This window comes from Saccharothrix sp. ST-888 (genome assembly GCF_000955975.1).
Lineage (GTDB): Bacteria > Actinomycetota > Actinomycetes > Streptomycetales > Streptomycetaceae > Kitasatospora.
The window spans coordinates 1-11,685 of sequence record NZ_JYJF01000146.1; the positions used below are offsets into that span (position 1 = coordinate 1).

At 71.6% G+C, this 11,685-nt stretch carries 14 protein-coding genes and 1 pseudogene; 12 read left to right on the plus strand and 3 right to left on the minus strand.

All coding sequences use genetic code 11. From position 1 onward, the window contains the following. Window positions 1-493 precede the first annotated feature (493 nt). From UK12_RS29880 to UK12_RS29895, 8 genes and pseudogenes are all read left to right on the plus strand, one after another. Entirely contained in the window at window positions 494-721 is a 228-nt protein-coding gene (locus UK12_RS29880; RefSeq protein WP_052682287.1) for a CsbD family protein, read from the plus strand. Window positions 722-758: 37 nt separating this feature from the next. After that, entirely contained in the window at window positions 759-911 is a 153-nt protein-coding gene (locus UK12_RS41750; protein WP_197085277.1) for a hypothetical protein, read from the plus strand. Between the two features lie 685 nt (window positions 912-1,596). Then, window positions 1,597-1,833: a DUF6131 family protein gene (locus UK12_RS40175; protein WP_156179012.1), complete on the plus strand. Its 237-nt coding sequence runs from the start codon at window positions 1,597-1,599 to the stop codon at window positions 1,831-1,833. Window positions 1,834-2,500: 667 nt separating this feature from the next. Beyond that, window positions 2,501-2,725 carry a hypothetical protein gene (locus tag UK12_RS29885; RefSeq protein ID WP_045306327.1) on the plus strand — a complete coding sequence of 75 codons (225 nt, stop codon included), beginning with the start codon at window positions 2,501-2,503 and terminating at the stop codon, window positions 2,723-2,725. A 287-nt stretch (window positions 2,726-3,012) separates the two neighbouring features. Next, window positions 3,013-3,645: a hypothetical protein gene (locus UK12_RS29890; protein WP_045306328.1), complete on the plus strand. Its 633-nt coding sequence runs from the start codon at window positions 3,013-3,015 to the stop codon at window positions 3,643-3,645. 5 nt (window positions 3,646-3,650) lie between these two features. Further along, window positions 3,651-3,890: pseudogene (locus UK12_RS45205) on the plus strand (type I-E CRISPR-associated protein Cse1/CasA); the annotation flags it as partial. 37 nt (window positions 3,891-3,927) lie between these two features. Next, window positions 3,928-4,098: a type I-E CRISPR-associated protein Cse1/CasA gene (locus UK12_RS45210; RefSeq protein ID WP_442973898.1), complete on the plus strand. Its 171-nt coding sequence runs from the start codon at window positions 3,928-3,930 to the stop codon at window positions 4,096-4,098. 144 nt (window positions 4,099-4,242) lie between these two features. After that, complete coding sequence (locus UK12_RS29895; protein ID WP_063838345.1) at window positions 4,243-4,692, plus strand: winged helix-turn-helix domain-containing protein; 450 nt, start codon at window positions 4,243-4,245, stop codon at window positions 4,690-4,692. Window positions 4,693-4,836: 144 nt separating this feature from the next. Here the strand turns inward: UK12_RS29895 and UK12_RS29900 are convergent, their stop codons facing one another. Beyond that, window positions 4,837-5,112, minus strand: coding sequence for a helix-turn-helix domain-containing protein (locus UK12_RS29900; protein ID WP_045306329.1), 276 nt, complete (start codon window positions 5,110-5,112; stop codon window positions 4,837-4,839). 75 nt (window positions 5,113-5,187) lie between these two features. On the opposite strand from UK12_RS29900, the gene map reads away from it, so the two are divergent. After that, window positions 5,188-5,955, plus strand: a complete 768-nt coding sequence (map, locus tag UK12_RS29905) for a type I methionyl aminopeptidase (protein WP_045306330.1) — start codon at window positions 5,188-5,190, stop codon at window positions 5,953-5,955. Between the two features lie 95 nt (window positions 5,956-6,050). On the opposite strand, the gene UK12_RS29910 is transcribed toward map, so the two are convergent. Further along, window positions 6,051-6,446, minus strand: a complete 396-nt coding sequence (locus tag UK12_RS29910; protein WP_045306331.1) for a tautomerase family protein — start codon at window positions 6,444-6,446, stop codon at window positions 6,051-6,053. A gap of 158 nt (window positions 6,447-6,604) precedes the next feature. Between UK12_RS29910 and UK12_RS29915 the strand changes: the two genes are divergently transcribed. Together UK12_RS29915 and UK12_RS29920 are read left to right on the plus strand one after the other, a co-directional pair. Then, window positions 6,605-7,078 carry a winged helix-turn-helix transcriptional regulator gene (locus UK12_RS29915; RefSeq protein ID WP_045306332.1) on the plus strand — a complete coding sequence of 158 codons (474 nt, stop codon included), beginning with the start codon at window positions 6,605-6,607 and terminating at the stop codon, window positions 7,076-7,078. 110 nt (window positions 7,079-7,188) lie between these two features. Continuing rightward, window positions 7,189-7,383 (plus strand): hypothetical protein, encoded by a 195-nt coding sequence (locus UK12_RS29920; protein WP_156179013.1) that lies wholly within the window; start codon window positions 7,189-7,191, stop codon window positions 7,381-7,383. Window positions 7,384-7,398: 15 nt separating this feature from the next. Here the strand turns inward: UK12_RS29920 and UK12_RS29925 are convergent, their stop codons facing one another. Further along, entirely contained in the window at window positions 7,399-10,410 is a 3,012-nt protein-coding gene (locus UK12_RS29925; protein ID WP_063838346.1) for an AfsR/SARP family transcriptional regulator, read from the minus strand. A 335-nt stretch (window positions 10,411-10,745) separates the two neighbouring features. Between UK12_RS29925 and UK12_RS29930 the strand changes: the two genes are divergently transcribed. Beyond that, entirely contained in the window at window positions 10,746-11,483 is a 738-nt protein-coding gene (locus UK12_RS29930) for an MBL fold metallo-hydrolase (protein WP_045306334.1), read from the plus strand. Window positions 11,484-11,685 lie beyond the last annotated feature (202 nt).

Genomic DNA, 11,685 nt, shown 5'->3' on the forward strand with positions numbered 1-11,685 from the left:
CGTCCGGCCCTGCCGTACGGCCCCTCGGCCGAGCCCGGTCCACCTCCAGGAGCTCCCGGAGCTCCCTCGCCGACTTCCTCGGCGCCGAGGACGCGGCCACGGTGGAGGAGGACTCGCACGCGTACTGGAGACCGGCACGCTGATGATCCTCACCGAGCAGTCGTAAAGGCTCCCACAGGACCTTTCCCGCGAGCGGTTCGTGTCCGTCTCGGCGTTCCGCCTGGGCTGAAACTCCGCATCTGAAGACGGCAGTTCGGGTATCCGGTGCCGGCCGGCCGCTCCCGGAGGCGCAGTTCGGCACTCCGAGCAGACGGCGGGGCGTCTGTACCGAGGGCCTGTGCGGCAACGTGCGGCGTGTGTCACCCAGCCGGCCTGACGGGCAGCTCGTCGTCCCTTCGGCCGACACGGGATGCGTGCTCCCGGCGGGTCGACCAGGCTCGGCTGAGCCGGTGGGCGAAACGGTTCCCGGCGTGAACCCCCCAAGGGAGTGACGATGAGCAAGGTGTCCGAGAAGGCCAAGAAGTCCAAGGGCAAGGCGAAGGAGAAGGTCGGCCGGATCTCCGGGGACCGGCAGATGGAGACCGAGGGCCACGCCGAGCAGGCCGCGTCCATGGCCCGCGAGGCCGCGAGCAAGGCCAAGGACGGCGCCACGCACGCGGTGGGTGCGGCGAAGGACAGCACCCGGCACGTCGCCGACAAGGTGAAGAACACCGTCAGGTGACGCCTCCCGACCGGCCCCGGGCCTATCGGAGTTCACCGTGGTGCTCCTCCTGCTCATCCTGCTGATCGCGGTCGTCTGCGGATTCGTCGGCGCCCTGGTCAAGGGCCTGTTGCGGCTCCTGGTGATCGGCATCGTGCTGTTCCTCGCGGGCCTTGTCTTCGGCGGCGTGTCCCTTGACGTCACCCGCTGACCGGCGAGCGAGCCCGACTCAGGGAGCACGGTCCGGTGACAGAGCGACTCCCCGGTCGGCCGGCCGACCGGTCCGAACTGCCGACCGGTCCGAACTGCCGGGGCGCCCCGGGCCGCTGCGGGCGGACGTCCACAGCGGCCCGGACATCTCCGGCCACCCGCGAGCCACCGGGGACGCACAACGCCGGAGTCGGTGCAGGCCCCCGAGCCTGTCCGGTCCGCTCACCGTTTGCCGACTCCCCCGGCCCGTCGTGGCCCGGTGCCCGCCAGAAGTCGACCCTCGTCCCCGGTCCGACGGACCACGCTCGGGGTCAGGGATTCAGGACAACCTCGGTCCAGCTGTCCTCGCGGGCGTCGAAGCGCTTGTACCACCTTGCTGCTGATGACGATCAGGTAGCGGCCCGGTCGGTGGAGCGGGCCGTGGTGAAAGGGTTTCGGCCAGGCCGGTGTTGAGGTTCGGGCAGGTGTTGGCCGCGTCGGCCGGCAGGTCGGCGCTCCCGCTGATCCTCCCTGTGCCGGGTCCGGGCGACCCTCCCGGGGGCGCGGTCGGCGCAGCACGGTACGGGGGTGGGGATGAAGCGTCTGCCGACCGCGCTCTGTCAGGAGGTGCGCGCAGGCTGGTCCCGACCATCGAATCGGAGCGAACATCCGCGCCTCTGCCTCCTCCCCCTTATGTGAGGAGGCAGATGAGATTGCCGCGCGTTGCCGCGGAGGCGGCTGAGGACAAAGATGGACGAAGAGCATTTCGCGTGAGATCGGAGGACATCATGATTGTCCTCGGGGTAATCCTGCTTATCGTCGCATTCCTTGTGAAGATCTCCTTCCTGTGGATCATCGGGATCATCCTTGTCGTCGTCGGGCTGATCCTGTGGATCCTGGGGGCTGTGGGCCATGAGGTCGGCGGCCGTCGGCACTACTGGTAGGAGCGCGGCACCCGGACACACGTGAAGCCCGCACGCGCACGTCGGCGGAAGAACGGGCGGCCGCATTTCGCCGGTGCTCGGGCGGCAACCGTGGCGGGCGGTCACGGGGATCCGGACGCCGACATCAAAGGGAGGACCTCGATGTCCACAGGAATCCTCATCGCGATCATCGTCGTGGTCGTGCTGATCGCTCTCGCGGTCGGCGTGTGGATGACGGTCCGCCGTCGACACCTGAGGGAACGTTTCGGGCCCGAGTACGAGCGCACCGTCGACTCCGGGGACAGCCGCAGGGCTGCCGAGCGCGATCTGCGCGCCCGCGAGCAGCGGCATGACGACCTTGAGATCAGGCCGCTCTCCTCGGCGACCCGTCAGCAGTACGCGCAGGAGTGGACCGGTGTCCAGCAGCATTTCGTGGACCGGCCACAGGAGGCCGTCGGTGAGGCGGATCAGCTGGTGACCAGGCTCATGAGGGAGCGCGGCTACCCGACCGAGGGGTACGAGCAGCAGCTGAAGGACCTTTCGGTCGAACACGGGAACACCCTGGAGCATTACAGGGCCGCGCACGCGGTCAGCGCACGGACCGGGCGGCAGGCGGGTCACTCCAGTCGGTCACCCGCCCCAGGTCATCCACCCCACGACCTCCTCCACCGAACCGGAGAGCACCACGATGCGCACGACCCCCGCCACGAGCGTCGAGGTGGACACCTGGATCACCGTCCTGCAGGAGAACGGCCAGCTCCACCAGGCCGAAGCAGGTCCTGACGGCACCTGGACCGTGCCACGACGCCGACACAACCGCCCCTGGACCCTCCACCACCCCGTCCTGGCCATGGACTTCATCGAGGACATCCTGCGCGACATCCAGCAGCAGAGTGCGGAGACGGGGCGATGACCGCCCGGACCCCGGAGGGCACCGCCTATGGCGGTGAGCGTGACCTTGATCAGGCTCCTGGCGGAGCAAGTTGTCGCGTTGGATATCCCAACGGGCTGTCCAATGCGGGCGTCCTCACCCAAGGGGGCGAGGACGGCCGTGTCAATTCCCTGGTTTCGTAGAGACTTTGCTGTGCAGCCAGGCCCTCGCGTAGGAGGCTGGTTCTTGCCTCGCTGATGATCCGTTCGAATTCTGTCGGTGGTAGTCCGTTCGCCGCGCTGTGCCTGCGGCACGTGTTGTAGAAGTCGGTGATCCAAGCGGCGGTCTTCAGTCGGGCCTCGGCCCTGGTGCGTTCCAGCCGGGAGCTGCTGGCCGTACACGGGCTGATCGCGGTACCGGGCGATATCCAGAAGCCGGTGGACGCGGTGTGCGCCGGCTGGGATGTCGACACGGCGGCCCGCGACGTGCAGGCGCATCTGGACGGCGAGCGGGCGATGGCGAACGCCGCACTGCCCGTGATGATCCCTCACCCACGTGATCTGGTTGACCTGTTCGACCTGACGAACTCGCCGATGACGGACGCCGAGGCCGCGACCCGCTACAACCTGGACACTGTCACCGTCTTGCCTGTGTGGGCCCGCTCCGACGGACGACTGGCACTGGATCCGGACGGGAGCCTGCTGCTGCCGGAGCTCCGGCACGCCGACCTGCACCCGATCCGTGAGCGACTGCTGTCCGTTCGCCTCCAGCCTTGGCAGAAGACGCTTTCCGACCTGGCCGGGCGACTTCCCGGCTGGGACGGCGAGCGGCGCCCGGGACGGGTCCTGATTCTCGAACATCCCTGCGGTGAGGGTGAGTTGTCAGTGGGTGGGTGGACAGTGTCCTACGACTGCCGTCGTGGCCTGGTCGTCCAGGCCCCCGTTGCCGAGGAGCGTGCGTGAGCGCCGTGACCGTCTTCGATCTGGCCCATGAGCCGTGGATCGACTGCCTGTACACCGACGGCACCACGCGGCCGGTCGGCCTGCAGCAGGTGTTCCTCGACGCCGCGTCGATCGCCGACCTTGCGCTGCCCTACCCTGCCGCACATGGCGCTCTCTACCGGGTTCTGACCGCCATTACCTACCGCATCACCGTACTGGACACGCTGGCGCGCGGTGAGAGCGGCGAGCAGTGGATGCGGCGGCGCAACCGGCAGTTTCGGCACACCCTTCGAGCCGGACGCTGTGAAGCGCTACTTCGCCGACCGGCACGACCGCTTCGATCTCTACCACCCCCGGCACCCGTTCCTGCAGGACCCGCGGGTTGCCGCCGACTGCAAAGGCACTTCCGGTATCAACCGGCTGGTGATCGGAGGCGCCTCCGGTAGCGCCCGACCCTGGTTCGCCGGCAACTGAGGCTTGCGGGTGGGGGTGACAGATAGTCAGTTCGGCTCTATGTATGGGAGATGAGGCATCCCGATGGGGGTGGCCTGACCGCGCGGGAGCGTGCCGGGCGTGAGCGGGTGCGGCTGGAGGCCGCCGGGATGTTCGAGCGGGGGGGTGTCCCCGCCGGTGGTGGCCGGGCGGCTGAGGGTGTCGCGGAAGTCCGCGTATGCCTGGCACGCGGCCTGGCGCGAGGGCGGGGCCGGGGCCCTGCGGTCCAAGGGCCCCAGCGGGCGGCCCTCGCGGATGAAGCCCGCGTGGCGGGCCTGGCTCGCCATGGCGCTGGAGCGGGGGCCGGCCGCGCACGGATGGGTGGAGGACCGGCGCTGGACGCTGCCCCGGGTCGCGCTGCTGGTCGCCAGGCGCTTCCACGTGCGGTTCAGCCACTCGCAGATCTCCCGGATACTGCACGAGATGGACTTCAGCGTGCAGGTCCCGGTGCACCGGGCCGTCGAGCGCGACCCCCAGGCCGTCCAGCGGTGGATGCGGGAGGTCCGGCCCGAGGTGGAGAAGACCGTGCGGGAGCAGGGGTCATGGCTGGTCTTCGAGGACGAAGCAGGTCCTTGAGACGTGGCTGCGTCAGATCGAGTACGACTCTGCCGTAGCGGAGTTCCCTCGCGCGGGGGCGCCGAGTGAACACTCGGCCAATGTCAGGGACAGATCATCTTCGCCGCCTGGACGTCAGTTCGCTCTACTGGAACGCCATTCGACTCAGGCCGACAACCGTCCGGCGACCCCCTCGCCCACGGGAGCACACAACCGGACCAGCTCGTCCAGGGACAGACCGAGGGCTCCGGCGAGCGCCGCCACCGTGAAGAAGGCGGGCATCGGAGCCCGGCCGGTCTCGATCTTGCGGAGCGTCTCGGCCGACAGGCCCGCCGCCGCCGCGATCTGGACCATGCTCCGCTCGCCCCGGGCCTGCCGGAGCAGAGCACCGAGGCGTTCGCCGCGTTCACGTTCGAAGGGAGTGAGTGGGGTGCGCACCATGACCGTGATACTAATACCGGTATAAGAATTGGCCCACTGTGGGGTCACGGCGATCGACTGGGGAGGCCACCGGAGATGGTGGAGATCAAGACTGACGCGGCGTTGGACGCGATGCGAGAAGCCGGAAGGGTCGTCGCCGACGCGCTCGACGCGGTACGCCGCACGGCGGCGGTGGGGGTGTCCCTGCGGGAACTGGACGAGGTGGCCCGCGAGGTGCTGCGCGAGGCCGGGGCCGACTCGCCGTTCCTGGGCTACCGCCCCGGCTTCGCCGCCACCCCGTTCCCGGCGGTGATCTGCGCTTCGGTCAACGACGCCGTGGTGCACGGCATCCCGACCGGCTACCGGCTGCGCGACGGCGACCTGGTCAGCATCGACTGCGGGGCCGAACTCGGCGGCTGGACCGGCGACGCGGCCGTCAGCTTCGTCGTCGGCACGCCCGCGCCCGCCGACCTGGCGCTCATCGAGACCACCGAGCGCGCCCTCGCGGCGGGCATCGAGGCGGCGCTGGTCGGCGCCCGGATCGGCGACATCTCCCACGCCATCGGAAGCGTCGGCCGCGCGGCCGGCTACGGGATCCCCGCCGACTTCGGCGGCCACGGCGTGGGCCGCGGCATGCACGAGGACCCGCACGTCCCCAACGACGGACGCCCAGGACGCGGCATGGTCCTGCGGCACGGCATGGTCCTCGCGATCGAGCCGATGTTCCTGGCCGGCGGGCGGGACCACTACCGCACCGCCCCCGACGGCTGGACCCTGCTCACCCACGACGGCAGCCGGGCCGCGCACGCCGAACACACCGTCGCCATCACGGAGGACGGGCCGCGCATCCTGACCCTGCCGTGACCGGCCGGCCATCGCGCGTCCCACCCCCGCCCTGACGGGCTGGCCGCCGGGCCGCGCACGCCGACCGGCCGGCCACCGGCCCCCACCGTCCGGCGTCAGCCCATCTGCTGCTCCAGGTCGAGCAGTTGGGCCTCACCGCGGCCTGCGGACCAATCCGCCGAACCGTTCTCGGTCAGCACCACCAGGACGTCCTCGGACCGGACCCCGACCTTGCCCGCCTCCTCGGCGATCCGCCGGTACAGGGCGCGCTTGGTCTCCTCCGGGCGCCCCCGGCGCAGCGTGATCTCCACGCAGACGACGTCGCGCCGGTCGACGCCGAGGTACTCGGGGTCGAAGAACATCTGCTCGGCGGGCAGGGCCTGGACGATCTGGAAGCGGTCCTTCTCCGGGATGCCGACGGCGTCGACCAGCGCGCGGTGCACCGCAGCCGCGATCTCCGGCCGCTGCTCGGCGGGGCGGTCGGAGCTGAGCGTGATGCGGACGAGCGGCATGGCACGTACCTCCTGATGGCGGCCGGCGGCGGGCCGGACCGATGACCGGCCGCCACGGGCAGTGCGATCCGGTCCCGACTTCCTGATGGACGGTCAGCAGTCTACGCAGCTGGCTTTCAAATCGAAAGCCAACATCTCTCAACGGCTACAGTGGGTCCGTGGAGTGGGGTGAACAGGACGTCAGCAACTGCGGCATCGGCCGCGCGCTGGAAGTGGTGGGACGGCCGTGGGCGCTCCTGGTCGTCCGGGAGATCGCACGCGGCCTGGAGCGTTTCGACGAGATCCAGCGCCATCTGGCGGTCTCGGCCGCGGTGTTGAGCCGGCGACTGGACGAGCTGGTGGAGTCGCGACTGCTGGAGCGGTTCCCGTACCAGGAGGCCGGCCGGCGCACCCGGTTCGGATACCGGCTGACCCCGCGCGGCCGCGAGCTGTACCCGATCCTGCTCTCGCTCAAGGAGTGGGGCGACCGGCACCGGGGCGACCCGGCCGGTCCGGCCACCAGGCACCGGCACGCGGACTGCGGCGCGGACGTCCGTCTGGCCCTGGTCTGCGAACGGGGACACCCGGTGACGGGCCTGGCCGAGGTGGAGCTGGTCCAGGGCCCCGGCGCCCGCCCGGCGCCCCGGCCGTAGCACCGGGGCGGTCACCGAACCCCTGTGACCAGCTCGTATATGAGACGTAGATCGCGAGCGGTGAGGATAAGGGCCTGAGCACACCGTTTGAACCGACCGGGAGTCTCCTCATGAAGCGATCTGCAGTGTTCCGCCGATTCCGTGCGGCGGTACTCGTCCCGGCCGCCGTAGCCGCCGTGCTGGCCGCCGCCGGTACGGTCGCTTCCGCTGTCACCCACGAGGTGCCCACCGGTCACGCCGTCGCCGGCGGCGGCTCGGGGCCGCAGCCGCCGAGCGACGTGACCGAGTGGAACACCAAGGTCTGATCGGGCCGTTCCCGCTCAGGCTGGCGGGATCGGTCCGTCCGTGGCCTGCGCGAGCGTGAGGGAGCGGGCCCGGCCCGGCAGCGCCGCGGCCTCGGCGGCCTCGGGGAGCCCGATGCCGCCGAGCACCAAGTGCGCCTCGGCCGCGCGGGCCAGCCCTTCCTCGACACGGCCGAGGTCCAGCGAGACCTGGGCGAGGATCAGCAGTGCGTGGCCCCGGTCGCGCTCGCTGCCGACCGCGGTGCGGTAGTGGGCCAGGGCCCGCTCCGCCTCCCGGTACGCCTCCGGCAGCCGGCCAAGTGCCCGCAGCGTGGCCGCACCGCGGTAGCGGGCCTGGGCCGCCTGGCCGGGGATGTCCGAGCTCGCGCAGATCTCGAGGCACTCCCGGTACCCGGCGAGCGCCTCCGGGTACCGCCGCAGCTCGTGCAGGGCCAGACTCCGCACGCACAGCGCGTGGGCGGTGCCGTGGTGGTCGGCCACCTCGCGCAGCAACGGCAGTGCACCGTCACAGGCCGCCACGGCCTCGTCGGCCCGGCCACTGCGCAGCCTGGCCATGGCCGCGTTCAGCACGGTGACGAGTTCGCCCGAGCGGTGGCCCATCTGCCGGGCCAGGGCCAGCGCCTGGTCGAAGTAGTGAACGGCTTCGTCGTAGCGCTGCTCGAACTGCGCTATCACACCGAGGTCGTTGAAGGTCTGACGCAGGATGACCGTGTCACCGGCACGGCGGCAGGCCTCGGTCGCCAGCCGGATGTGGGCGCTCGCCGCTGCCAGCCGGGTGGTCTGCAGCGCGGCGTTGCCGCACACGAAGAGAGCCCGGCCCGCGGCACGGTCGTTGCCGGCGCGGACGGCCTTCTCGGCCACCGCCGCGGCGGCGGAGGCCAGTTGGCTGTAGGGGATGTCCCGGCCGAACGGACTCAGCGCGATGAGCAGGTCGGCCGCGGTGTCCAGCAGCTCCGGTGTCGCCGTGCCACCCTGCACCGCGAGCTGGATGATGTGGACGGCCCCGTCGAACTCCTCGGCCACCCAGGCGCGGGCGTCCGCCAGGCCGGTGAAGCGCGGTCCGCGCGGGTCTCCCGGGGTGAGCGTGGTGTGCACGGGGTCGCCCGGGACCATCTGCTGGAAGGCCGATCCGGCGGCTCCCAGCAGGAAGTTGAGCAGCCGGTGGGCCACCCCGGTGCGCCCGCCGTCCTGTTCCCGGCCCGCCGGCGCGGGCAGCTGCCGGGCGAAGGCCTGGACCAGCTGGTGGTACCGGTAGCGGCCCGACGACGGCGACTCCAGCAGCGCGGTGTCGACCAGCGACTCCAGCAGCGGCTCCGCCTCGTCCTCGGTGAGGCCCAGGGCGGCCGCCGCCGCGCCGAGGCCGATGCTCCCCCCGGTGACGGGCGCGAGCGTCCGGAAGGCGTGGGCCTGGGACTCGGTCAGCTGGTGGTAGCCGAGCTCGAACACGGCGGCCACGGCCAGCTCGCCGGCCTGGAGTTCGGTCAGCCTCCGGCGTTCGTCACCGAGCCTGCGCACCAGGTTCGCCACCGTCCAGCCCGGCCGGGCGGCCAGCCGGGCCGCCACGATCCGCACGGCGAGCGGCAGGTTCGCGCAGGAGGTGACCAGCTCGACGGCGTCGGCCCGTTCCGCCGCGACGCGTTCGGTGCCGATGACCCGCTGGAGCAGTGCCAGCGCCTCCTCGGTCTCGAACACGCACAGCCGGACGTGGGCGGTGGCGGGCAGCCCGGCGAGGCGGGCCCGGCTGGTGAGCACGACCGCGCAGTCGGCCGAGCCCGGCAGCAGCGGCCTGACCTGGGCGGCGTCCCTGGCGTCGTCGAGCAGCAGCAGGACGCTCCGGCCGTCCAGCACGGTACGGAAGAGCCGGGTCCGGTCCTCCAGGGAACGGGGGATCTCCTGGCCCGGCACTCCCAGCGCCGACAGGAAGCTTCCCAGCACCACACCGGGTTCGGCCGCGTCCGTCCCGGTACCCCGCAGGTCGGCGTAGAGCTGGCCGTCGGGGTAGCGCCCCTTGACCTGGTGCGCCCCCCGCAGCGCCAGGGTGCTCTTGCCGATGCCGCCCATCCCGCTGACCGAGGCGACCGTCAGGGCGGTCCGGTCCGCGCCGAGCAGGGCCTCACGCAGTTCCGCCACCGCTTCCTCGCGGCCGCTGAAGTCCGCCGTGTCCGGCGGGAGTTGAGCGGGACGGGCAAGGGCGGGCGAGGTCGCGGGCACGGCGGCCGGGGGCGCGGCGGGCCCCGCGCCGATCCGTACCGGCGCGGGCGCCCCGGTGCGTGGCGCCAGGTCGTTGGCCAGGATCCGCCGGTGCAGCTCGCGCAGTTCCGGCCCCGGGTCCACACCGAGCTCGTCGGCCAGCAGCTGCCGCGCCCTGGCGAAGACGGCGAGCGCCTCGCCCTGCCGTCCGCAGCGGTACAGGGCCTCCATCAGGAAGCCGTACGGCCGCTCCCGCAGCGGGTGTTCGCCGGTGAAGGCGGTCAGGTCCGGGATGGTGGACGGGTACCGGCCCAGCAGTAGGTCGTGATCGAAGCGCTCCTCCAGCAGCATCAGCCGCAGTTCGGCGAGCCTGGAGCGCTGCTGCTCGGCGAAGGGTCCGGGCACCCCGGCCAGCGGCTCGCCCCGCCACAGCGACACCGCCTCGGTGAGCAGCCGGGCGCACTCCTCGTGCCACCTCGCCGCGCGGGCGCGTGCCGCCTCGGCCGCCAGCTCCTCGGCGCAGTGGGCGTCCACGCCGGCCGGCGCCACCGCCAGCCGGTAGCCGGACCCGGCGGAGAGCAGCAACTGCGGGGTGGCGCGCCCCTGTTCCAGTCGCTGCCGCAACCGCCAGACGTAGGTACGCAGACTCGTCACGGCGGAGTCCGGAGCCTCCTCGCCCCAGACCATGCCGACCAGTTCGTGCAGCGAGGCAGCTCGCCCCGAGCGGAGCAGCAGCACGGCGAGCGTGGCCTGCTGCTGTGGTGGCCCGACCGGGACGTCGGCCCCGTCGAGACAGATCTGCATGGCGCCGAGCACGTTGAACCGCACCGCCCCCTCCATGCCACATTCCCTTCCCCGGCGCGACCGGGCCGGCCTCCGGCCGATCGCGCGACACTTCCGTACGGAAACAGTTCGGTCATATTAATGACGGGTGAGCAGGATGGAACGGTTAGGGCGCATACGATCTGAGTGTCGGCGCCCGTCTTCCGGCGCGCCGGGACCGCGCGGACCGGGGCGAGCGGTCCGGCTGGACGGCCGGCTGGTATGGGTGGACGCAATGTCCGCCGCGCTTCCCGGCCACGTGACGGGTCCATCGCTTCACCGCGTACCGACTGCCGTGCGTGCCCGGTCCACCCAAGTCCGGCCGCTGGAACCGCTCATGAGAACATCAGCCGGTGCGCAGACTGACGGTACTGGGGACGTGCGGGGCCTGGCCCGAGGCCGGCCGGGGCGCCAGCGGCTACCTGCTGGAGTACGACGGGTTCCGACTGGTGCCGGACCTGGGCTACGCGGCCTTCCCGCGCTTGCTGGAGCACTGCGCAAACGCGCAGTTGGACGCCGTGGTGATCACCCATGAGCCCCCCGACCACTGCGCCGACCTCAGCGCCCTGTGCCGCGCGCGCTACTTCGCGACGGAGCGGGGCGCCCGGCTGCCGCTGTACTGCCCTCCCGGGGTGACCGGACGCGTCCAGGCGATGGAACCGACGGAGGATCTGCTCGACGTCTTCGACGTGCACCCACTCCCGTCGAACCACCGGGTGGGACCGCTGCGGCTCGACTCCGCGCTGCTTCCGCACCATGTCCCGCACTCGGGCGTACGGTTGACCGCCCCCGGCCTGACCCTCGCCTACAGCGGCGATGCCGGGCCGGACCCGGCCCTGTCCCAACTGGCTGCAGACGCCGACCTTTTCATCGCCGGAGCCACGCTCCAGAGCACATCAGCGGAGAGCGGCGACCCCTATCTGATGAGCGCCGTCGATGCCGGAACCTGGGCCACCCGCGCCGGGGCCAAGCGCCTGATGCTCACCCACTTCTGGCCCGGCAGTGACCGCGCTCGTTCGACCGCCGACGCCCGCAGCAGCTTCTCCGGCGAGGTGATCGCGGCGGAGGAGCACATGGCGTTCACCTTCTGATACTCCGGCGTGACTTCGCGATCCATCCGGTCGCGGCTCCGCACCGATAGCAGCGGCCCGATCGGCGACATGCCAGCCCTGTTCGCAGGCATCTAGAAGTTCAGTCAACTTGACCCGGCCCTGAAGGGCCGGGCTTGTGGGTAGGGCGCGGCTGGCTGCCGTGTGGCCTCCCACGTCTGAGCCACCTACGGGGTGGCTGGGA

What these genes read in the sequence shown, in the direction of transcription:
- UK12_RS29880 (WP_052682287.1), top strand. Translation starts at nt 494, where the DNA reads ATGAGCAAGGTGTCCGAGAAGGCCAAGAAGTCCAAGGGCAAGGCGAAG.
- UK12_RS40175 (WP_156179012.1), top strand. Translation starts at nt 1,597, where the DNA reads ATGAGATTGCCGCGCGTTGCCGCGGAGGCGGCTGAGGACAAAGATGGA.
- UK12_RS29885 (WP_045306327.1), top strand. Translation starts at nt 2,501, where the DNA reads ATGCGCACGACCCCCGCCACGAGCGTCGAGGTGGACACCTGGATCACC.
- UK12_RS29900 (WP_045306329.1), bottom strand. Translation starts at nt 5,112, where the DNA reads ATGGTGCGCACCCCACTCACTCCCTTCGAACGTGAACGCGGCGAACGC.
- map (WP_045306330.1), top strand. Translation starts at nt 5,188, where the DNA reads ATGGTGGAGATCAAGACTGACGCGGCGTTGGACGCGATGCGAGAAGCC.
- UK12_RS29910 (WP_045306331.1), bottom strand. Translation starts at nt 6,446, where the DNA reads ATGCCGCTCGTCCGCATCACGCTCAGCTCCGACCGCCCCGCCGAGCAG.
- UK12_RS29920 (WP_156179013.1), top strand. Translation starts at nt 7,189, where the DNA reads ATGAAGCGATCTGCAGTGTTCCGCCGATTCCGTGCGGCGGTACTCGTC.
- UK12_RS29925 (WP_063838346.1), bottom strand. Translation starts at nt 10,410, where the DNA reads ATGGAGGGGGCGGTGCGGTTCAACGTGCTCGGCGCCATGCAGATCTGT.